Origin of the sequence: Microbacterium halimionae (genome assembly GCF_011761265.1) — a bacterium.
Taxonomy (GTDB): Bacteria; Actinomycetota; Actinomycetes; order Actinomycetales; family Microbacteriaceae; genus Microbacterium; species Microbacterium halimionae.
In genome coordinates this window covers 689,476-711,138 of the sequence record NZ_JAAOZB010000002.1, presented here as the reverse complement: position 1 = coordinate 711,138, position 21,663 = coordinate 689,476, and the positions used below count along the sequence as shown (strand labels likewise).

Annotated in this window: 20 protein-coding genes; 5 read left to right on the top strand and 15 right to left on the bottom strand. The window is 61.0% G+C overall.

The genetic code is table 11. The annotated features are described in order from the left end of the window. Nucleotides 1-19: 19 nt before the first annotated feature. The 7 genes from smc to FHS06_RS11080 all read right to left on the bottom strand — a co-directional run bounded on the left by smc (nt 20) and on the right by FHS06_RS11080 (nt 8,765). Nucleotides 20-3,532 (bottom strand): chromosome segregation protein SMC, encoded by a 3,513-nt coding sequence (smc, locus tag FHS06_RS11110; RefSeq protein ID WP_167049284.1) that lies wholly within the window; start codon nt 3,530-3,532, stop codon nt 20-22. A 108-nt stretch (nt 3,533-3,640) separates the two neighbouring features. Further along, a complete protein-coding gene (gene mutM / locus FHS06_RS11105) occupies nt 3,641-4,531 on the bottom strand; it encodes a bifunctional DNA-formamidopyrimidine glycosylase/DNA-(apurinic or apyrimidinic site) lyase (RefSeq protein WP_167049282.1) in 891 nt (296 codons plus the stop codon). Then, nucleotides 4,524-5,216 carry a ribonuclease III gene (gene rnc / locus FHS06_RS11100; protein ID WP_167049280.1) on the bottom strand — a complete coding sequence of 231 codons (693 nt, stop codon included), beginning with the start codon at nt 5,214-5,216 and terminating at the stop codon, nt 4,524-4,526. The genes mutM and rnc overlap by 8 nt, the downstream gene beginning before the upstream one ends. Before the next feature lie 8 nt (nt 5,217-5,224). After that, nucleotides 5,225-5,434, bottom strand: a complete 210-nt coding sequence (gene rpmF / locus FHS06_RS11095; RefSeq protein ID WP_167049279.1) for a 50S ribosomal protein L32 — start codon at nt 5,432-5,434, stop codon at nt 5,225-5,227. An 18-nt stretch (nt 5,435-5,452) separates the two neighbouring features. Further along, nucleotides 5,453-5,947 (bottom strand): YceD family protein, encoded by a 495-nt coding sequence (locus tag FHS06_RS11090; RefSeq protein WP_167050294.1) that lies wholly within the window; start codon nt 5,945-5,947, stop codon nt 5,453-5,455. Nucleotides 5,948-6,046: 99 nt separating this feature from the next. Continuing rightward, the gene (gene coaD, locus FHS06_RS11085) at nt 6,047-6,544 is read right to left on the bottom strand and encodes a pantetheine-phosphate adenylyltransferase (protein ID WP_167049277.1); all 498 of its coding nucleotides are present in this window, start codon (nt 6,542-6,544) and stop codon (nt 6,047-6,049) included. A gap of 34 nt (nt 6,545-6,578) precedes the next feature. Next, a complete protein-coding gene (locus FHS06_RS11080) occupies nt 6,579-8,765 on the bottom strand; it encodes an ATP-dependent DNA helicase RecG (RefSeq protein ID WP_167049275.1) in 2,187 nt (728 codons plus the stop codon). 52 nt (nt 8,766-8,817) lie between these two features. On the opposite strand from FHS06_RS11080, the gene rsmD reads away from it, so the two are divergent. After that, the gene (gene rsmD / locus FHS06_RS11075) at nt 8,818-9,390 is read left to right on the top strand and encodes a 16S rRNA (guanine(966)-N(2))-methyltransferase RsmD (protein WP_167049273.1); all 573 of its coding nucleotides are present in this window, start codon (nt 8,818-8,820) and stop codon (nt 9,388-9,390) included. On the opposite strand, the gene thiL is transcribed toward rsmD, so the two are convergent. Further along, a complete protein-coding gene (gene thiL / locus FHS06_RS11070; RefSeq protein WP_167049271.1) occupies nt 9,360-10,352 on the bottom strand; it encodes a thiamine-phosphate kinase in 993 nt (330 codons plus the stop codon). The two genes, rsmD and thiL, sit on opposite strands and share 31 nt — an antisense overlap. Nucleotides 10,353-10,384: 32 nt before the next feature. Here thiL and FHS06_RS11065 point away from each other — a divergent pair, with 32 nt between their 5' ends. Next, complete coding sequence (locus FHS06_RS11065; RefSeq protein WP_167049269.1) at nt 10,385-10,858, top strand: DUF3515 domain-containing protein; 474 nt, start codon at nt 10,385-10,387, stop codon at nt 10,856-10,858. On the opposite strand, the gene FHS06_RS11060 is transcribed toward FHS06_RS11065, so the two are convergent. From FHS06_RS11060 to leuC, 6 genes are read right to left on the bottom strand one after another with little or no spacing between them, the layout of a single operon-like run. Then, nucleotides 10,855-11,946 carry a D-alanine--D-alanine ligase family protein gene (locus tag FHS06_RS11060; protein ID WP_167049268.1) on the bottom strand — a complete coding sequence of 364 codons (1,092 nt, stop codon included), beginning with the start codon at nt 11,944-11,946 and terminating at the stop codon, nt 10,855-10,857. The two genes, FHS06_RS11065 and FHS06_RS11060, sit on opposite strands and share 4 nt — an antisense overlap. Next, nucleotides 11,852-12,982, bottom strand: coding sequence for an NAD(P)H-dependent glycerol-3-phosphate dehydrogenase (locus FHS06_RS11055; RefSeq protein ID WP_243845439.1), 1,131 nt, complete (start codon nt 12,980-12,982; stop codon nt 11,852-11,854). Before FHS06_RS11055 ends, FHS06_RS11060 begins: the two co-directional genes overlap by 95 nt. Next, nucleotides 12,972-13,742: a lysophospholipid acyltransferase family protein gene (locus FHS06_RS11050; protein WP_167049264.1), complete on the bottom strand. Its 771-nt coding sequence runs from the start codon at nt 13,740-13,742 to the stop codon at nt 12,972-12,974. The genes FHS06_RS11055 and FHS06_RS11050 overlap by 11 nt, the downstream gene beginning before the upstream one ends. Nucleotides 13,743-13,745: 3 nt before the next feature. Beyond that, nucleotides 13,746-15,110 (bottom strand): UDP-N-acetylglucosamine 1-carboxyvinyltransferase, encoded by a 1,365-nt coding sequence (gene murA, locus FHS06_RS11045; protein WP_167049262.1) that lies wholly within the window; start codon nt 15,108-15,110, stop codon nt 13,746-13,748. Between the two features lie 13 nt (nt 15,111-15,123). Then, the gene (leuD, locus tag FHS06_RS11040) at nt 15,124-15,735 is read right to left on the bottom strand and encodes a 3-isopropylmalate dehydratase small subunit (RefSeq protein WP_167049260.1); all 612 of its coding nucleotides are present in this window, start codon (nt 15,733-15,735) and stop codon (nt 15,124-15,126) included. Between the two features lies 1 nt (nt 15,736). Beyond that, nucleotides 15,737-17,224, bottom strand: coding sequence for a 3-isopropylmalate dehydratase large subunit (gene leuC / locus FHS06_RS11035; protein WP_167049258.1), 1,488 nt, complete (start codon nt 17,222-17,224; stop codon nt 15,737-15,739). Nucleotides 17,225-17,636: 412 nt separating this feature from the next. On the opposite strand from leuC, the gene FHS06_RS11030 reads away from it, so the two are divergent. Then, nucleotides 17,637-18,488 (top strand): hypothetical protein, encoded by an 852-nt coding sequence (locus FHS06_RS11030; protein WP_167049256.1) that lies wholly within the window; start codon nt 17,637-17,639, stop codon nt 18,486-18,488. Nucleotides 18,489-18,621: 133 nt separating this feature from the next. Here FHS06_RS11030 and FHS06_RS11025 read toward each other — a convergent pair whose 3' ends face one another. After that, nucleotides 18,622-19,686 carry a TerC family protein gene (locus tag FHS06_RS11025; RefSeq protein ID WP_167049254.1) on the bottom strand — a complete coding sequence of 355 codons (1,065 nt, stop codon included), beginning with the start codon at nt 19,684-19,686 and terminating at the stop codon, nt 18,622-18,624. A 255-nt stretch (nt 19,687-19,941) separates the two neighbouring features. Here FHS06_RS11025 and FHS06_RS11020 point away from each other — a divergent pair, with 255 nt between their 5' ends. Both FHS06_RS11020 and FHS06_RS11015 read left to right on the top strand, forming a co-directional pair. Beyond that, nucleotides 19,942-20,496 (top strand): RNA polymerase sigma factor, encoded by a 555-nt coding sequence (locus FHS06_RS11020; RefSeq protein WP_167049252.1) that lies wholly within the window; start codon nt 19,942-19,944, stop codon nt 20,494-20,496. Beyond that, nucleotides 20,496-21,659 (top strand): DUF4349 domain-containing protein, encoded by a 1,164-nt coding sequence (locus FHS06_RS11015; protein WP_167049250.1) that lies wholly within the window; start codon nt 20,496-20,498, stop codon nt 21,657-21,659. The genes FHS06_RS11020 and FHS06_RS11015 overlap by 1 nt, the downstream gene beginning before the upstream one ends. Nucleotides 21,660-21,663 lie beyond the last annotated feature (4 nt).

The following is a 21,663-nucleotide window of genomic DNA, read 5'->3' as shown; positions in this document are numbered from 1 at the left end:
GCCTAGAGTGCGTTTGGGCTCACGAAGCCGCGGCCTCGCGTACGCGCTGTCCGACGACAGCCGATACGCCGTCTTGCCGCATGGAGACGCCGTAGAGCGCGTCTGCAATCTCCATGGTGCGTTTCTGGTGAGTGATGACGATCAATTGGCTGTTTTCGCGGAGTTTTTCGAAGATCGCGAGAAGGCGCCCGAGGTTCGCGTCATCAAGCGCGGCCTCAACCTCATCGAGGATGTAGAACGGGCTCGGGCGAGCCGTGAAGATCGCGACGAGAAGAGCGACCGCCGCGAGCGACCGCTCGCCTCCCGACAGGAGCGACAGCCTCTCGATCTTCTTACCTGCGGGACGCACCGCGACCTCTATTCCGGTGTTGAGAAGGTCATCCGGCGCGGTCAACGCAATATGACCGGTACCGCCGGGAAAGAGAATCGGAAAGATCTCCGCGAAAGCGGCCTTCGTATCTTCGAACGCGGCCAAGAAAATCGTCTGCATCCGCTCATCAAGTTCATCGATGATCGTCATGAGATCTTTGCGGGTCTCTGCGAGGTCGTTGAGCTGCTCGGTGAGAAAGGCGTGGCGCTGCTCCAACGCGGCGAATTCTTCGAGCGCGAGCGGATTGACTCGGCCGAGCTGTGCGAGCTTTCGCTCAGCCTCGCGTAGTCGCTTTTGCTGGGCGGCCCGGTCAAAAGGCTCCGATGCAGCCTCCGCTGCTTCATCCGTCGTTTCTGGCCCGGATGGCGCGTATTCTGCGACAAGAATGTTTTCATCGAGGCTCAGTTCAGACGCAACCCGCTCCAGCAAGCTCGTGACGTGCAGCTTCTTCTCGTGAATACTCATCTCGAGGCCATGGACGCTCTCAGTGAGCCTCGCGAGTCGTTCGCGAATGGCGGCATCCTGTTGCCGAAGCCCATCAAGCTCGGCGGTGAGCGCGGTCCGAGCCTGTTCCGCCGTCGCAAGCTCCACTCGGGACTGAGACACTGATCGGTCCACCGAATCAAGCAACGGTGGAAGCTGCGCTGCGACGTTTTCGGCACGTGCACGCTGCCCACGCCTGATGACGGCTTTGCGGGCCGCCTCGGCTGCCGCCGCCTGTTCCCGTTCGCGCTGGCGCTCAAGCGCCACAACGCGGGCTTCTTCGGCGCGGATGCGCTCACGAAGCGTCTCGACGTCGAGCCTTGCACGCATCTCGGTGTCCCGCGCTGACTCGAGGCGCGCAAGCATCCCGTCGCGGGCCGACACGTCGAGAATCGGACGGGGCGCTTCGAGCGCGGCATTCAGTCGATCCTGGCTTGCTCTCGCTCCAGCTTCAGCATCCTCGACGGCACTCTGCGCTTGCTGCAGACCTGTCGCGAGTCGCTCGCACTCAGCCACAGCCGACTCGTGCCGCACTGTGGCGCGGTTGACTTTTTCGGCATGAGCCGCGAGGGCCGCATCATTCGCTCGAAGCGTCTCGAGGGCTCGTTTCGTGCGCTGGCGGGCAGACTGCAAGTCTTGGGTTCGCTCGACGAGGGCGTCCCGCAGCGCGTCGGCAATCACCCTCACGTCGGCGAGGCGCTCGGTCGCACTATCGCGCTCTGCTGCGAGTTCAAGTCGAGACTGCCCAGCTCCCGATCCCGCGCGCAGCAAGAAGGCAGTCGTTACTTCACCTGCTCTCGTCACCACAGTGAGCAAATGATCGATCACGCTGCCGTTCCGAGAAAAGGCGGAACGAGCATCATCGAGATCGTCGGCGATCAGAACGTGGGAAAGGAGGCCTTTCACGCCGGACGGTGCCGTCACAACGTCTGTTGCTGCAATAAGCCCATGACCCGTGGGTAGGTCAACGTCGTTCGATTGTGCAGTCGCAATCACAATATCGACAACCCCAGAGTCCGAATCCCGCGCTTTGGCGGCAGCCGCAAACGCGTCGTCGTAGGTATCGACAAGTGCACCTTCAGCCAAGGGACCAAGCGCTGCAGCGATAGCCGCTTCATATCCTGAGCGGACCTGTAGGGCGTCTCCAACCAAGCCACGAATTCCGGGTCCGCCTGTTCCGACGAGGGCAGTCGCACCGTTTCGCACATCAAGGGCGCGTCCAAGCGCTGCCGTTTGAGCAGTGAGAGCCTCTACCTCTCGTTCGGCGGAGTGAAGGCGCTCCCGCATTCCCGAAACATCGTTCTCAGCCTCGGTCGCAAGCCGCTGAGTATTCTCATAATCGGCGGCAAGCGCTGCCGTCGACTCCTCTGGCGTCAATGTAGGTTCGACACCCGCGAGTGCTTCCTCGGCCTCAGCCCGACGAATCAGCGCCGCGTCTAGCGCGGTCTGCTGTCGTTCGACACCCTGGCGAACTGCCGCGAGCGTCGAAGCGGCGGATTCCGCCGACCCGCGAAGCGCAGTCAGCTTCATGTCGTGCTCCGAAACGAGCGCGCTTTGCGCCGCAATATCGGAGTCGAGCGCATCAAGCTCAGCCCGCGATTTGATGACCTCTCGTCCCGCAGCGGCTGCAGCATCCTGCGCAGCGCCAAGACCTGCCGCAACAGCGTCGATTTCCCCTCTAGCATCATCGATATCGCGTGGAGTCACGGTCACAGGATCTATCAGCGCATCGTCATCGTTACCGAGGAGAGCAAGTCGCTGGCCTGTCAGCGAATAAAGCCCTCGCAGGCGTTCTTGCACGCGTTCGAGTGCAAAAGAGACTCCACGGGCCTCATCGACGGCCTCCGATCGCTGCCGCGCTTCAAGCGCCGCAATACGAGTTCGAAATTCGTCAGCTTGCGTCTGCAGCACAAGGCGTTCCGTATGTCTCTCCTGTTCACTGCTCGCATACGCACCAAGCTGGCTACGAAGCGTCACGAGTTCGTCAGCAAACAAGCGCGCCTTGGCATCACGGACCTCGGCTGCAATCGTCGCGGCTTCTCGTGCGACCTCTGCTTGCCGCCCAAGTGGCTTCAGCTGACGTCTGAGCTCCCCAGCGAGGTCGCTCAACCTCGTGAGGTTTCCCTCCATCGCCTGGAGCTTCCGCATCGTCTTCTCTTTGCGACGTCGGTGCTTCAAGATGCCCGCGGCTTCTTCGATGAAGCCACGGCGGTCTTCAGGGGTGGCCTGCAAAACTGTATCGAGTCTGCCCTGCCCGACGATGACGTGCATCTCGCGGCCGAGGCCAGAGTCGCTAAGAAGCTCCTGCACATCGAGGAGGCGACACGTATCGCCGTTGATGGCGTACTCGCTCGCTCCGTTTCGAAAAAGAGTGCGGCTGATAGTTACTTCGGCGTATTCAATCGGTAGCGCGCCGTCGGAGTTATCGATGGTGAGTTGGACCTCAGCACGACCGAGTGGTCCACGAGTCGACGTTCCGGCAAAGATAACGTCTTCCATCTTGCCGCCACGCAGCGTCTTCACTGCCTGTTCGCCCATGACCCAAGCAAGGGCATCAACGACGTTTGACTTGCCCGAGCCGTTAGGCCCGACGATGCATGTCACTCCGGTCTCAAGCGCGAAAGTCGTGGGCTGCGCGAACGACTTGAACCCTTTGAGCGTGAGGCTCTTCAGGTACATGCGGTTGTCCCTTTCGCCGAGGAGATTACCGGCCTACGCTATCGGACTTCGCTCAAACACCCGAGCGGCGGGCCGGGCTAGAACCGCAGCGCTGTCAAACTCGCGCACCTAGCGCTGTTGGCAGTGGGCACAAAAATGGCTGGACCGGTTGGCGAACGCCAAACGAATGATCGGGTGACCACAGCGAGGGCACGCATCGCCGGTTCGCCCGTAGGCGTTCAGCGAGTGGGCGAAGTAGCCAGCTTGTCCGTTGACGTTCACGTATTGCGCATCAAAGCTCGTGCCACCTTCAGCAAGCGCCTTCTGCAACACGAACCGAACTTCCTGGAGCAGCTCAGTGGCTTTCGGCGATGGGATGTCCTTCGCGAGCGTCTCAGGGTGAATTCGAGCAGCCCACAAAGACTCATCGGCGTAGATATTGCCAATCCCGCTGACCACGGTCTGATCGAGGAGAACGCGCTTTATTCCGGAGGATTTTTTCTTGAGCAGCAGACGAAAATCGGCATCACTAAAAGCCGGGTCGAGCGGATCGCGCGCGATGTGGGCGACCTGGCTCGGCACCGATGCACGACCGGAGCCAGACCCAGCCGCCGCACTGTCCAGGGTGTCTACGAGAGTGTCGATCGCAAGGGAGCCGAAGGTTCGTTGATCCGCGAAGACGACATCGAGATTGCCGTGACGAGGATGGCTCACAGCGATGCGCACGCGCTCGTGGCGCTCACGCGGCGCACCACTCGCGCGAAGCAGCATCTGGCCGCTCATCCCCAAGTGAGTCAAAAGCGCATCATTTCGAGCGCGTAGTGGCACCCAAAGAAATTTTCCTCGACGCACTACCGCGTCCATCACCGATCCGGTCAACGCTGCTTCAAAATCGACAGCAGTCCCCGGATGCCGCGTCAGGGCGCGCGCATCGAGTACTTCAACAGCAATGATGCTGGCACCCGTCAGCGCAGGCTCAAGCCCCGATCGCACGACCTCGACTTCGGGGAGTTCAGGCACGACCGCTGAGTTCGTGCCACGCGGCCAGCGCGGCAGCCATCTCGGCCGACTTCTTGCTTGAGCCGGTTCCCGAGGCCGACACGCCCTCGGTGCTGACAGTCGCTGTGAAGAAGCGGTGGTGATCCGGCCCGGATGCACTCACGGAATACACCGGCGCCGAAAGACGATGGTGCGCCACAAGCTCTTGAAGGCTGGTCTTGGGATCCATCGCGGCCCCATAGCGATCCGGGTCGGCGAGAAGTGGATCAATCAGCCGCAGCACGAGAGCCGAAGCCGCATCCGCTCCAGCCGACAGATAACTCGCACCGATGAGTGCCTCGGTGGTGTCGGCAAGGATCGAATCTTTGTCGCGCCCGCCGGTGAGCTCCTCGCCGCGTCCTAGGCGCACAAAGCTGCCAAGTCCGATCCTGCGAGCAACCTCGGCCAGTGCGACAGTTGAGACGACCGCAGCGCGACGTTTCGCGAGCGAGCCCTCATCAAGATTTGGATGCGTCTTGTAAAGCATCACGGTGACGGCTTGACCCAAAACCGAGTCACCGAGGAACTCAAGCCGTTCGTTGTGCGGAATCTGACCATTCTCATACGCGAAAGAACGATGAGTGAGCGCCAACGAGACAAGCTCGGGGTCGATATCGACCCCGAGCTTGTTCAGAAGTTCGGTGTTATCCACCGGAGCATCCGTCATTGACGGATTCAGACGTCAGCGACCTTGCGGCCCTTGTACTCCAGGAACAATTCGGTTCCCTGTGAGTCCGTGACGACCTTCGCCTGGTGGGGACGGCTGTAAACCGTCTTGCCGTTTTCAACGGTCTTTACGAGAGCAATGGGATCGGCTTTCCACTGCGCGCGGCGCGAGCGAGTGTTGGAGCGCGAAACTTTCCGCTTCGGGGGGTTACCTGCCATGGTCTTCTCTTTTCGGTCTTAGGTCTGGGGTGTGGGCTCATCATCAGACAAGCCATCAGCCTGCTCCGATGCCAGCTCCGCTAACGCCGCCCAGCGTGGATCGAGGGTTTCGCGCGGTGCCGCACCGGAATTGTCAGCCAAACGCTCGCCCGTAACGGGATCTAACCCGGGGCAGTCTGGCCGGCATACCGGCTGGAACGGAAGCGAAAGGACAGTTGCATCCCTGACCAGAGTTTCAAGATCCACGTGGTCGTCTTGAACCTCGAAGTCATTCGCTTCCCCACCAGGGTACGCGAAAAGCTCTTGAATCTCGACTTCGACTGGCGCCTCGATCTCTTTGAGGCAACGGCTGCACTCTCCCTCGTACCGCGCAGTTGCCGTTCCGGAGACGAGGATTCCCTCGTGCACCGATTCCAACCGCATGTCTAGGGCGATGTCAGACGATGCGGGTACCCACACCAACCCTTCTCCCCATTTTTCGGTAAGGGTCACTTCACGTTCGGTTTCGCGCATCTCGCCCGGGCGTCGGACGATGTCACGCACATTGATGCTGAAAGGTCCGGGTCTACGAGTTCTCACTCGTAAACCCTACAAGGGACAGACGTTGCCGGGTCAGATACCGCGAGATCCCGTGTCGAGAAATGCAGCGACCACCGGGGGAACGAATGGAGCGACGTCTCCACCGAGATTCGCCACTTGGCGCACCAAAGAGCTGGAGACCAGCGCGTGCGCGGGGTCTGGCAGCAAAAACACTGTCTCGATTCCTGCGAGGTGCCGATTCACAATCGCCATAGGAGACTCGTACGCAACGTCGATCTGAGAGCGAATGCCTTTTACGAGCACCCCGGCCCCCACATCGGTGGCATAGTCGACGAGCAAACCTACACTCCACGATGCGACAACAACCTTGCCCTCGATGCCACCCTCTGCGATCGATTGCTCAAGCAGTGCCAGACGCTGTGCGATCGGGAGCATCGCCTCTTTGGCTGGGTTATGGACCACCAGTATGTGCGTCTCGTCATAGAGCGCAGCAGCACGGCGAATGACGTCGAGGTGTCCGAGCGTTGGAGGATCGAACGATCCAGGAACGACGGCGATCCGGTTGCTCACGTGTGCAAGCCTAGCCGCGCAAGTGCGGGACTGGTCAGTTCTTCGCCATTGCAGCACGCTCGGTGGTATCCAAGCGACGCTCAATCGCGCCAGCGAGGCCCTGATTCTTCATGAGAGCGGGATCCTCGCCCAGAATCCTCTCCCCCTCTTCGCGCGCGACGGCGATGAGATCAGCGTCAGTCACAACACGTAAGAGACGCAACGACGAGCGCGCGCCTGACTGTGCGTCGCCAAGCACGTTTCCTTCCCCTCGCAGAGTGAGGTCTACTTCAGCGAGCTCAAAGCCGTCGGTCGTGGCCGCTACTGCCTCAACGCGACTGCGGGCTCCCGACCGAGGCGCCGACTCGGTGACAAGGAGACAGAGCCCAGGAACGCTCCCCCGGCCGACACGGCCTCGCAACTGATGCAATTGAGACACACCAAAGCGGTCTGCTTCGAGCACGACCATCGTCGATGCGTTCGGTACGTCGACACCCACTTCGATCACAGTCGTCGCAACAAGCACATCGATATCTCCGACGGCGAATGCCCGCATGATCGTGTCTTTTTCTTCGCCAGTCATGCGACCGTGCAGGATCTCTACGCGAATATTCTTGAAGAGCGGATGCTCCGCCAACAGGGCCGCAGCCTGCACAACTCCCCAGCGCGCTTTGGGCGCCGCACCGTCTGCGGGCGCTGCCGCTACGGGAGGCTCACTTGCCTCTTCGTCGTCGGCATCAGAATCGGGCGCCTCCGGGGCAGTATCGATAGCGGGACACACGACGAAAACTTGGAGTCCCTTCTCAACCTCCTCGGCGACCCGTGCCCACACTCGGGGAAACCAGGAGGGCTTCTCCGCAATCGGAGCAACGAACGTTTTGATTCCGGCACGCCCCTCCGGGAGCGTCTTGATTGTCGAGACATCAAGATCTCCGAAGACAGTCATAGCGACAGTGCGAGGGATCGGTGTTGCGGTCAAAACGAGGGCGTGCGGGCTGGAACCCTTCGCACGGAGCGTCTCACGCTGTTCAACGCCGAATCGGTGCTGCTCATCGACGACGACGAGACCTAGATCGGCGAAGGTCGTCGAGTCGCTCAGCAGGGCGTGTGTTCCGATGACGATGAGAGCTTGCCCCGATGCGACGCGGAGCGCCGCGCGCCGACGATCCGCGGCTGTCAGCTGGCCGGTAAGTAGCGTCGGCATCAATTTCGGCGCTAGGTCAGGGCCGAGCATCCGTGTCATCGAGCGGAGGTGCTGAGACGCCAAAACTTCAGTCGGCGCGATGAGCGCTGATTGGCCACCCGATTGTGCGACCTGCAGCATCGCGCGGAGAGCGACGAGTGTCTTGCCCGATCCGACCTCACCCTGAACGAGGCGGTTCATCGGCCACGGCGCCACCAAATCTTGCGCGATGCTCTCGCCAACGGTCAACTGGTCTGCCGTTCGCGCGAATGGCAGGTTGGCATCGAATACTTCGAGCAGGTCGCCCGCCGGGCGTCCTGTCGCAGAAAGCGCGCGCACGAACTGACGCTGCTGCAACAGCGCGGTTTGCAGAACAAGAGCCTCTTGCCACCTCAAAGTGTGGACGGCTTCTGGGATCACCTCGCGGGAATCAGGCCGATGCATCCGCTCGATCGCTTCCCGGAACGAGAGGAGGCCCTGGCGCGCACGGAGGTCGTCTGGAAGTGGATCGTCGATCGGACCCAACACATCGAGCACAATCGACACAATCTTGCCCAGCTGCCAGCTCGACAACGACGAGGTGGCCGGATAGATCGGAATCGGATGATTTGTGTAGGTCTCCGCAGACGATCGCGCCTGCTCGTCATCGTCGAAAATGTCGTAATCGGGATGAGCGAACTGCATTTCTTGGCCGTACGCGCCCACTTTTCCCGAAAAAATGCCGCGCTTGCCCGGAATGAGCTCGTTGATCCGCCACTTCTGGTTGAAGAAGGTCAACTTCACTTCGCCGCGGCCGTCGGTAATGACAACTTCGAGCAGTGATCCTTTGCGCTGGCGCATCGAGCGCTCGTTCACCGACTTGATCAGAGCGATGATTGTCACTTGCTCGCCTTCGATCAACGAATCAATCGGGGTCAGCTCACCGCTCATGGCGTAACGACGCGGATAGTGGCTCAACAAGTCGCCCACGGTTTCCATACCGAACGCACGTTTGAGCGCCTTCGAGGTTTTGCCCCCAACCACGCCTTCAAGGCGTGTGGCAAGACCTACAGACGTCATGTCTTCGACTCTAGCTGCGGCATCCGACACTCGTGTTTGTAGGGTGAGTAGCGTGACGCGCATTATTTCCGGAAACGCTGGCGGCATCCGCCTTGATGTTCCCGCCGCAGGTACCAGGCCCACGAGCGAGCGCGTGCGCGAGGCTCTCTTCAGCGCGCTCGAAGCAGCGGATGCAGTCGATGGTGCGCGGGTGCTCGATCTCTACGCGGGGTCAGGCGCGCTCGGGCTCGAAGCACTCAGCCGGGGCGCTGCCACAGCAACGCTCGTAGAACGTGGCGGCCCTGCGGCATCCATCGCACAAAAAAATGCGACGCGGGTGATCAAAGTGACCGGCGGACGAGCCGCCGTGCAGCGGAGCACAGTCGTCAAATACCTTGAGGGTTCCCGTGAGACGTTCGATCTGGTGCTCATCGATCCGCCCTATGACCTCACCGAATCCGAACTCTCTCAGGTACTCGAGCTTCTCGCGCCGCTGCTCGACCCGGATGCCCTGCTCGTCGTCGAGCGAGGCCGCCGGTCACCCGAACCCGCATGGCCCGTCGTTGTCGAACGCATACGCGACCGCGTGTACGGCGACACTGTGATGTGGTGGGCTCAGCCGCGCGCAGAATCCCAATCACGATAGGGGTCCCAGCCGCTCTTGCCGTCGTACGGCTCGCCATCGATAGTTACCGGCACGTCTTCTTGCTCATGCACGCTTCCGATGGCCATGAACCCCTCCGGGAGTGTGACATCACCGGGAAAAGTTGCCAATAGCGCGTGATCTTCTCCCCCAGAAAGTGAGCGCGGGTCTTCTCCAACGCGCTCGCTGTCGAAGTCGAGCGTGACACCGGATGCCGCAGCCATCCGCCCTGCGTCGAGAACGAGACCATCGGAGACATCCATCATCGCGGTCGCGCGGCCCGAAGCTGCCGCCGGGCCAAGTACCACCGGCGGACGTGGCCGTAACTGCCGTGCGACTGCAGTCCCGTCCGCATCAGGTAAAGCCTGAAGGTCGGCATCAGTCAGCGTCAATGGTGCGCCGCTCGCGTCAACGAATTGTGAAAAAAGCACATCGAGCCCGCGAGCCGCGACCCCCATATCTCCCGCGATCGCGATAACGTCTCCCGGCCGCGCCCCAGAACGTGTCACAGGCTCCGTCTCGAGGGTGCCGAGCGCGGTCACGGCAACGATAAGAGTGTCGGAAATCGTGAGATCTCCACCTTCGACCGCGCATCCGGGCGCTAAGGTCTCACAGGCCGCACGCAAGCCATCAGCGAGCTGCTCGATGAACGATATGCGGGTGTCATCCGGCATGGCGAGAGCGACCAAGAGCGCGGTCGGGCGCGCACCCATCGCTGCGATATCGGAGAGATTGACTGCCGCGGCCTTCCAGCCCAGGTCAAAACCAGTCGACCACGCCAGCCGAAAATCTGGGCCATGCACAAGCGTGTCGACAGTTGCAACGATTCGCCCCATGGGTGCTTCGAGAACAGCGGCATCGTCACCCGGACCCAGCAACGCGTTGCTCGGGCCAAACCGAGAAAGAATGCGAGCGAGAATCTCTCCCTCGGAGAGTTCACCAACGGTCGGATCAGACACGGTCATCCCCCAACGCTAGCGGCGGTTAGCCTGGAAGAGTGACCCGATCCCTTCGCGCCTTTGTCGTTGCGCTGCTGGCAATAGCCGTCGTCATTTCGGGGTGCACGTCAACAGTGTCAACAGAGCCTGCCGTCGACTCGAACGATCCACTCTGCGCAGAAATGATGGTTCGACTGCCCTCAAGCGTTGACAATCTTGATCGCCGGTGGACAGACTCGCAGGCGACAGCAGCCTGGGGGGACCCGACCGCCGTCATCCTCACCTGCGGGCTCGAGGAGCCCGGTCCATCAACGCTTCCCTGCCAGTCTCCCGGCGGCATCGACTGGCTCATCGATGACAGTGAGTCACCGAACTACCGCTTCACGACCTTTGGACGAAGCCCCGCAGTGCAGGTGTATCTGAACTACGACGAGGTATCAGGAAACGATGTGCTGCAGGCTCTTGCGAGCGCTGTTTTCCAGATCCCACAGACCGGCGGCGCATGCACCGACCGTCCCGCGGGCGATAGCTAAGCGATACGTTCGAGCGCTGTCTCGATGAGCTCGGACACAAGATCCGCGTAGCTCAGGCCCGATGCCTCCCAGCACTTCGGGAACATCGAGATCGGTGTGAAACCGGGCATCGTGTTGAGCTCGTTGACCACAGGGCCGTCGGCGGTGAGAAAAAAGTCAACGCGCGCAAGACCGATGCCGTCAACAGCAGCAAAGGCTCGGCGTGCAAGATCCTTTACCGAAGCGGTGTCAGCATCCGTCATATCGGCTGGGCAGACGACTTCGACTCCCTCGCCGCCGAGGTATTTGCCTTCGAAGTCATAGAACTCGCGCGTCGTCAAGACGATCTCGCCGGGAAGCGACACTTTTGCCTCGCCGCCCGAGCGGCCCTCGAGCACACCGACCTCGATCTCGCGGCCACGAACGCCCTGCTCGATGAGAACTTTTTCGTCCTCACGGAAAGCAACTTCGAGTGCGGCCGGAAGCTCATCGATGGTGTGAACCTTCGACACCCCCACGCTTGATCCTGCCCGCGCAGGTTTGATAAACCACGGCAACGTTAGGTGCGCGGTCCGTGCAACGAGCTCGCCGAGGTCCCCCGCCCATTCCTCCTGGCGAATCGTAATCGATGGAGCGACAGGTACGCCCGCGGCAGCAAGCACAATCTTCATAAAGTGCTTGTCCATGCAGACAGCAGAATCCAACACGCCTCCTCCGGCATACGGGATGTCTAGCGTGTCGAAGAACCCTTGAATAGTGCCATCTTCACCGTGCGGACCATGCAAGATGGGCAGAACGACATCCACGGCGCCGAGGTCGATGATCTCGCCATCGGCGCGCCGGACTCGCAGAGTGCGCTTTCCGGCAGCTTCCGGCCACAGCACGCGAGTGCCGTTGTCGGCGACTTCTGGCATGTTTTCGGGGATGAGGGCGAACTTCTGAAAATCGTCCTCTTCGAGAACGAATGCGCCCTCTCGGGTGATACCGATCGGGATGACCCGGAACCGATCCCGATCAATCGCCTTGAGCACTCCGCCCGCCGTTAAGGAACTGATCGAATGCTCGCTGGAACGACCGCCAAAGAGCAGCACCACCGCCGGCTTGTCCATTGTTGGTCCTCTCGCCTTGCGGCGTGTCGTCGTCTGTTGTTAGGTGCGGAGCGATGTCTCGAGGATCCATGGTGCCGTCGAGGACTCGCTTGACCTGCTCAACGATGGGCATCTGTACACCCGCGGCGCGGGCAAGCTGCAGAATCGGAGCAACCGAGGCAAGGCCTTCGGCGGTCTGTTGCATCTGCTTAACAACATCTTGAAAGCTATACCCCTGGCCGAGCAGACGACCCGCCGTGTTGTTGCGACTCAGCGGCGACTGACACGTCGCGATGAGGTCGCCGAGGCCCGCAAGTCCCTGGAGCGTCTCCCGTTCGGCGCCCTGCGCGACAGCAAAGTCGGTCATCTCCACCAAGCCGCGGGTAATGATGGATGCCTTGGTGTTTTCGCCGTAGCCGACACCATCGACGATTCCAATGGCGACAGCGATCAGGTTCTTCAAGACACCACCGAACTCCGTGCCGACGACATCCATGTTCACAAAACTGCGAAAGTAACTGTTGCGGGCGCGTCGCGCCACGGCCTCGGCTGTCTCGGCGCTGACAGAAGAAATAACGGCCGCAGTGGGCTGTTCGCGCGCGATCTCAAGTGCCAGGTTCGGTCCGGATGCCACGGCGATACGTGCAGGGTCGCATTCGAGAGCTTGCTCGATCACCTGGCTCATCCGAAGCCCGGTGCGCTTTTCGACGCCCTTCATGAGCGATACGAGCGGAACGCGACTGTCGCCGACGAATGGACGCAACGCGCTGAGATTGTCGCGAAGGCTCTGGCTCGGTACCGATAAGAAGATCTGCTCCGCACCGTTGAGCGCATCAGCCAGGTCAGACGTCGCAGACATCGAGCGCGGCAGGTTGACCCCCGGCAGATACTTGCTATTGCGCTTCGCTTCGTTGATCTCTTGAGCAAGCTCGGGCCTGCGCGCCCACATCACAACATCAGCGCCGCCGTCAGCCAGAATCTTGCCGAAGGTGGTGCCCCAACTGCCGGCGCCGATGACCGCAACGCGAGGCGCAGAAGCATCGTTTTTACGAGTCAAGTCGGCCCGTTTCCCTCTGGCCGTGATCAGACGGATTCCACCGTTCGGTGGGCGGCTGCGTGCCGCGGATCTCTCCGAGCATCTGAGCGACCTGTGCCATGACGGCATCCGTCGCTGCGACAAGAACCGACGGAGGGGTCGGTTTTTCACCGCGCTCAGGCATTGGCACTGCCGGCCCAAACACAACTTTGATCCGCTTGCGCAGCGGCCACAGGCTCAACTTGCCGTAGCGCGGCATGATCTCTTGCACACCCCAGTGCGCCATCGGAATCAACGGGATACCGCCGGCCACCGCAACTCGCACGGCCCCGGTTTTCCCGCGCATCGGCCATGCGTCAGGGTCGCGAGTGAGTGAGCCTTCCGGGTACACGATCACGCCACTGCCATTCTCGACGAGATGATGTGCGGTTTGAATCGTGTGTTTAGCGGAGGAGGCGTTCGAGGTGCGTGCAACGGGAATCATTCCGGTTGCACGCAGTGCCCAGCCAAGCACTGGAACCTTGAAGAGACTTTCTTTGGCCATGAATCTCGGGGCACGGCCGATTCGCCACACGGCGACAGCCACGATCACTGGGTCAAGTTCGGAGTAGTGATTCGGTGCCAGGACATACGCACCTTCGGTGGGAAGGTTTTCTTCGCCCGAGACCTCAATCTTCGTAAAGATGCCGATGATCGGAACGATGATCGCAGCCAACGGCCAAAAGACGCTCGGCCGCGACCTCTCCGGCGACTGACGTCGTCGCGGGGCTTCAGCACTCACGCGTTAGCCGATCACGTCAAAATCTGCGCCAAGAGCGGAGAGTTTGTCGAAGAATTTCTCGTAGCCACGGCTGATGATTCCAACGTTCTTTACGACGGACTCGCCTTCAGCTGTGAGCGCTGCGATGACGTGACTGTAGCCGCCGCGGAGGTCTGGAACAGTGATCTCCGCGCCGCGAAGATGAGTCGGACCGTTGATCACGGCCGCCTGCTCAAGGCTTCGGCGCGGCACTCGGCGCGGGCCCTCCTGCAGCCCATGAGGGTGCACGACGATGTTCGCGCCCATTTTCACGAGAGCGTTGGTGAAGCCAAAGCGATTCTCGTAGACGGTCTCATGCACGATCGACTCGCCCGTCGCTTGAGTGAGTGCCACGATGAGCGGCTGCTGCCAGTCGGTCATGAACCCCGGGTGCACATCAGTTTCGACGGTGACGGGACGAAGCGACTCGCCACGTCGGAACAGGATGCCGTTTTCTTGAATGTCGAAGTCAGCACCGACCTTGCGCATCACGTTGAGGAACGTCAGCATTTCTTGCTGCTTTGCGCCCTTGACGAAAATCTCGCCGTCGGTTGCGAGCGCGGCGCAAGCCCAGCTCGCAGCTTCGTTGCGATCGAAGATCGCGCGGTGGTCGTAACCGTGGAGCTTGTCTACGCCCTCGATGAGGATGACGCGGTTGGGCTCGTACGAAATGATCGCGCCCATTTTCTGCAGCACAGCGATGAGATCCATGATCTCGGGCTCGATCGCGGCGTTTCGCAGCTCTGTCACGCCCTTGGAACGCACGGCTGTGAGCAGCACCTGTTCGGTGGCGCCAACGCTCGGATACGGCAGGTGAATGTTCGCGCCGTGAAGACCGTTCGGAGCAGAAAGACGGATACCCGTCGGCAGCTTCTCCACGACTGCGCCGAACTTGCGCAGCGCATCGAGGTGGAAGTCGATCGGACGATCCCCAATGCGGCATCCACCAAGGTCGGGGATGAACGCCTGACCGAGCCGGTGCAGCAGCGGACCGCAGAAAAGAATCGGGATGCGGGACGCACCCGCATGAGCGTCGATCTCTTCCATATGCGCAGACTCGACATCACTCGGGTCGAGGTGAAGCGTTCCGTCTTCGTCGCCGTCAACAACGCGCACGCCGTGCACCTCGAGAAGCGAACGCACAACCGCAACATCGCTAATGGACGGCACATCACGCAGCACGCTCGGACTTTCGCCGAGCAGAGCCGCAACCATCGCCTTGGTGACGAGGTTCTTCGCACCCTTTACCCACACCTCACCGGAGAGGGGCTGACCGCCACGAATCGCGAGCGTTTCGCCCGTCGGGCCCTTCGGGCCTCCTGGAGTTGAGATATCGCTGAGGAGTGTCATAAGCGGTGGTGCCTCACTGTATGGGAAGCGGCGGCACCGGTAAGGTGCGGGGCCTCCAGGATTCGCGTCGCGCTTCGTAGGCGGCGATCTTGTCTTCGTTCCGGAGGGTAAGCCCGATGTCGTCGAGTCCCTCAAGGAGCCGCCACCTAGTGTAATCATCGATCTCGAAAGCGACGCGGAGGTTGCCGTGTTCAGCAATACGTGTTTCGAGGTCAACGGTCATCGGTGTTGAGGGGTCCGACTCGATTGACGCCCACAATGCCTCGAGGTCCGCCTCGGTGATGATGCCGGTAAGCAACCCTTGCTTGCCAGCGTTTCCCCGGAAGATGTCAGCGAACTTCGGGCTGAGCACAACTCGGAATCCATAGTCCCGCAGCGCCCACACCGCGTGCTCGCGGCTCGAGCCGGTGCCGAAATCTGGTCCAGCGACCAGTACCGAAGCATTCTTATAGGCCTCCTGGTTGAGGAGAAAATCTGGATCCTGACGCCAGTTCGCAAAGAGAGCGTCATCGAACCCGGTCTTCGTTACTCGCTTCAAATACACCGCGGGGATGATTTGGTCGGTGTCGACCGATGAGCGACGCATCGGCGCTGCGATTCCGGTGTGAGTGGAGAATTTTTCCATGTCAGCGCACCTCCGCCGTGTTCTGCACCGCTGGGGCGGCGTCGGTTTCTTCAAGATCACTCGGGCTCGAAAGTGTGCCGCGCACCGCTGTTGCTGCAGCTACCAGCGGCGACACGAGGTGCGTGCGGCCACCTTTACCCTGCCGGCCTTCGAAGTTGCGGTTACTCGTCGAGGCGCATCGCTCCCCCGGAGCCAGCTGGTCGGGATTCATACCGAGACACATCGAGCACCCGGCGAAACGCCACTCCGCACCGAATTCGATGAAGACCTTGTCGAGCCCTTCCGCCTCGGCCTCGAGACGTACGCGGGCAGACCCTGGCACGACCATGACGCGAACACCATCAGCCTTCTTGCGCCCCTCAATAACGGAAGCGAAAGCGCGAAGGTCTTCGATGCGGCTGTTTGTGCATGAGCCCATGAAAACAGCGTCGACGGGTACTTCCTTCAGCGGAACGCCAGGCGTGAGCGCCATGTACTCCAGGGCGCGCTCTGCGGCAACACGATCGTTGGGGTCGTTGAAGTCGTCAGGAGACGGCACGACATCGCTGAGCGAAACGCCCTGCCCAGGGTTCGTACCCCACGTGACGAAAGGTTCGAGCTCGTTGGCATCGAGGAAGACTTCGGCGTCATAGGCGGCGCCTTCATCCGACGGCAGAGTCCGCCAGTACGCCACGGCATCCTCCCAGTCTTGTCCTTGCGGAGCGTGGTCGCGACCCTGCACGTATTCAAATGTCGTTTCGTCGGGAGCGACCATTCCGGCGCGCGCACCGGCCTCGATCGACATGTTGCACATCGTCATGCGCCCCTCCATCGAGAGTGCACGAATCGCGCTGCCCCGGAATTCGAGCACGTAACCCTGGCCCCCGTTCGTGCCAATCTTCGCGATGACAGCAAGGATGATGTCTTTCGCCGTGACGCCGGGCTTCAGATCGCCTTCGACTGTGATCGCCATCGTTTTGAAGGGCGTGAGCGGAAGCGTCTGCGTAGCCATAACGTGTTCGACTTCGCTGGTGCCGATCCCGAATGCCATAGCGCCGAAAGCGCCGTGAGTACTGGTGTGACTGTCACCGCATACGACTGTGACACCGGGCATCGTGAGGCCGAGCTGCGGACCCACGACGTGCACGATGCCCTGTTCCTTGTCGCCAAGCGAGTGCAGGCGCACACCGAATTCTTCCGCGTTACTGCGGAGCGTCTCGATTTGCGTGCGCGAAGTGAGGTCGGCGATCGGTTTGTCGATCGCGAGCGTGGGAGTGTTGTGATCTTCCGTCGCGATCGTCAGGTCAACGCGTCGAAGTGGCCGACCTTCCGTGCGAAGGCCGTCGAACGCCTGCGGGCTCGTGACCTCATGCACGAGGTGCAGATCGATGTAGATGATGTCCGGCTCGCCGTTGTCACCTTTGACCACCAAGTGGTCGTCCCACACTTTTTCAGCGAGGGTACGGGGGCGTTCCGGAATGACGGTTTCGTCAGGGATGGGTGTGCTCATTGCGTCGTTCTCCTGGGACAGAGGATCAAGCCCGCGACAGACTCCGCGACGAGGGTGGCCTGGGGTTAGGCCTCGTCGCGGCCGCTAAGGAGAAGGCGAGCGATCCACACCCCAAGAGGTTACCACCAGCTCCCGCGTGCGCCTCGCGACCCTTTCCCTCTGCCCTTCCCGCCGAACCCCGCGAGGGGTCGCAACACGCCGCAGCGCGGGCACTCGCCGCGATGCAATACGGCGTGTTGCGACCCCTCGGCGGCAGTGGTTGGCGCCAACGGACCCCCTGCACACGAGGGCACGACTGCGCGTTGTGCACGTGTTCGAGAATGAATGAACGACCACGGATGCCGCGGCTCACTCTGGTGCGATGAAAACAGCACACCCGCTACCGAAAACCTGGCAGGACCGAAGCTTTTCCGTGGCAGATGCTGTGGCATCCGGTGTCCCGACGCAGCGCCTCCGCCGCGGCGATCTGTATGCTCCATTCCACGGCGTGCGAGCACCGGCATCCACGCATCTCGACGGCTTAGAACTCGCCCGCGCGTTTGCGGCGCGCTCCACAGACGAATTTGTCTTTGCACACGCGACGGCCGCGAAGCTGTGGGATTTTCCTATGCCAAGTTGGTTGGAGCGCGGCACAGATCTCCATGTCCTGCACCTTCGCGGCGGCCGTGCGCCTCGCGGTCGTGGGGTCGTTGGACATAAAACCTCGAAGCGGCTAGTGCCGGAACGCGTGGAGGGTCTCGACGCCACCTCTCCCATCGACACCTGGCTCATGCTCGCGCCATCCCTCACCGTCGACGAGCTGATCGTGGCGGGCGATCGGTTACTGCAGTGGCGAGGGGAGCTCGCCACGAAAGAGGCGATGGACGATGCAATACGAGCGAGAACAGGTGCCCGTGGCATCCGAAACGCTCGTCTTGCATTCGACGAAATACGAGCTGGGTCACGATCGCCTCGTGAAACGCTCACGCGACTCGCTATCACGCGAGGCGGTCTTCCTGAGCCGACGCTCAACGCCCCGATTGTGCTCTTGAACGGAAATGTAGTCCACGGTGATCTCGTGTGGCGAAGCTGGCGGCTCGTTCTTGAATACGAAGGCGAGCAGCATCTGTATGACGACGCTCAGTGGGCAAGCGACTTGCGCAGATACAACGATCTGAGCGCCGCTGGTTGGGTCACGATTCGAATCACGAAACGGATGCTGCCTCCCGAAATCGTCGCAGCGACCGCCCGAGCGCTGCGATCACGCGGCTGGCGAGCCCGCTGACCGCCCCGACTTGCTCTCGGACCCCTCCGCGAGGGGTCACAACATGCCGCTATGCATCGCGCCGAGGCCACGAGATGCGGCGTGTTGCGACCCCTCGGCGGGGCACAGACGAGGGGGCACAGACGCGGCGAGTTCAGTCGGTGCCGGGATGGTCGACCGTGGGCGGGGTTCCCTTTTCTTCAGCAACGGCGGCGGCGGCATCGGTCGCCGTCGAAGCTCGTTTGTCACGTGCTGATGCGATGAGGCTTGCACCGGTTGCCACAGCCATCGATAGAACGATGACGGCAAGAGACATCCAGGTGGAGATTTCTGGTGCCCAGCCGATCGGTTCACCGCCGTTGATGAACGGGAGTTCGTTGACGTGCATCGCGTGGAGCACGAGCTTGACGCCGATGAAAGCCAGGATGAAAGCGATGCCGTAGTGCAGGTAGCGCAGTCGATCGAGCAGATCGCCCAGCAAGAAGTAGAGCTGACGCAACCCCATGAGCGCGAAAATATTGGCCGTAAAGACGATGAAAGCGCTCTGTGTTATTCCGAAAATTGCCGGGATCGAGTCGAACGCGAACAGCAGGTCGGTTACGCCGATCGCCACGAACACGATGATCATCGGGGTGAACATCTTCTTACCGTCGACGACTGTTCGCACCTTTGCGCCGTCGTAGTGGTCGCTGATGTCTACCGTCCGGCGGAGCACCCGCACGATGAAGCTCTCAGTATTGGTGTCGGAGTCCTGATCTCCACCTGGGAAAGCCTGCCGGATCGCTGTCCAGACCAAAAAGGCGCCGAAGAGGTAAAACACCGGGCTGAAGTTTTCGATAACCGTCGCGCCCACCAAGATGAACGCTCCGCGAAGAACGAGGGCGATGATGATGCCCACCATCAATACTTCTTGCTGGTAACGGCGAGGCACCGCGAACTGCGTCATGATCAGCACGAAGACGAACAGGTTATCGATCGACAGGCTGTACTCCGTAAGCCAGCCCGCGACGAATTGTCCCGCGTACTCTCCCCCGGCAAAGAGCCACATGAGTCCCGCGAAGACCAGAGCAAGCAACACGTAGAACGCAACCCACAGCGCAGACTCGCGTGTCGAGGGGATATGCGGGCGCCGCAGAATGATCAGCAGATCAGCCAGAAGAATCAGGGTCAGGCCGACCAAAGAGCCGATTTCAAACCACAGCGGGAGTTGCAGGTCCATTCCGGGCCTTTCAGGCAAAGAGGGTCAAAGAGCACCGAAAGTCTCTCCCCGCAGCCTGGGCTGCGACACGTGACCGGAAATGCTGCACAGCACTTCGTGATGACGACCACGCGTTCTCGGGATACTCCCCTTCGCGCGTCCACTGTATCGGGCTAAGAATCTTTGAGACGATCGCCGCACACCCGACACATAGCTACTGAGAGACTGATAACGGGATGCCTTGACAACAGGGCACCTCTGACGGACGGAGCCGGGATGCCCCATACGCGAGCGAGCGACGCCGACCTGATCGCGCGCGCAACAGCCGGAAGTGACTCCGCGTTCCGAGAGCTATACCGCGCATACGGTGAAGCCGTGTATCGGATCGCTTTTGCAATAACGCGTCAGGCATCCGATGCCGAAGACGTCGTGCAAGAGACGTTTGTTACGGCGTGGCGGAAGCTCCACGGGTTCGAGCTCGAAAGCACGAGCGCGCTTCCCTGGCTCGCAACGATCTGTCGCTTTCACGCGGCTAATCGTATGCGTCGCCAGAAACGTGAGCGAGAGCACACAACAGCGAGTGACGGTGAAAAGGTTCTGCTGTCGATCGACGTTGAGCAGCAGATTATTTCGGCTGATCTCGCTGACAGGATCGCTCGCGAAGTGCAGGGACTTCCGGATCTTGATCGTCGGATCTTCGTGTTGTGTGTCAGCGAAGGCTACGCATACGTTGCTGCGGCAGAAGAGCTCGGAGTTACGCACGGTGTTGTCAGAAATCGTCTCTCCCGTATTCGCACTAAATTGCGCACCGTCGTGAAGGAGACAAACTGATGAACGAGTCCACGCCCGCGCGGCACGAAGAACTCCCCACTTTCCCCGCTGATCGCATGGATATCGTCGAGCAAAAAATGCTCGAGGCGATCCGTGCTGACCGCGCTAAAACACGAACTCGTCGCCGGCGCATCTGGACGTCGGTAAGTGCCGCGGCCGCTGTTGTGGTCGTCGCCGCTGTCATCTCGCCCGCGGTTGTTGGAGACCTTCGCGGAGCGAACACCCGCTCGATGACGGCCACAAACGAAACGCTGAGCGATAGCAGCGCTGCGATGGACGTTCCGATGACTACGAGCGGCGAAGCCGGCCTCACCACTCTTGACGGTGCTGCCGCTGAGGGCGGTGACCGGAGTGCGACAGGCACAGACATCATCGCTTCTGGTGCGCTTTCACTCACGGTTGATGATCTCGACGAAGCAGCCGCGAGCGTCACATCGGTGATAGCGGATGCCGGAGGCTACATCGAGAACGAGTCGCGAACCAGCGGCGGCGACATGTCGGGCCTGATGTACGACACCAGTATGCCCGCGCCTGCGGCTAGCGATGGCGTCTGGATGAATGTCCGTGTTCCCGCCGACGACCTCACCGCGGTCATGTCGGATCTCCGCGGAATAGGAACCGTGACGTCGTCGTCGATGTCTCAGGACGATGTGACAGACCAAACCGTTGACCTTCGAGCACGTATCGATGCGGCTGAAGCTTCTGTTACTCGGTTGACCGAGCTGATGGCACAAGCGGAGTCCACGTCCGATCTCTTGGCCGCTGAAACAGCTTTGTCTGATCGTCAAGCGACTCTCGAGTCGTATCAGCAACAACTAGATTGGCTGGAAAGCCAGGTCTCAATGTCGAGTATTTCGATAAACCTCTCCGCTGCTGAACCGGTTGCCACACCGGAGCCGGTCGGATTTGTCGATGGCGTTGGCGCGGGATGGAACGGTTTGATCGTCACGCTCAACGCGATCGTGATTTCGCTCGGATTCCTTTTGCCGTGGATTGCCGTCATTGCCGTGGCATCCCTCGTCGTATGGGGAATATCGCGCGCGGTCAAGCGCGCTCGCGGTCGCGCCGATTCAGCAGCATCGGCCGACGACCACGCGCCAACTTCAGCGAGCTCGGATGCAGCGAAAACGGCAAAGAATATCGACGACTCTTCGCAGAAGTGAACTA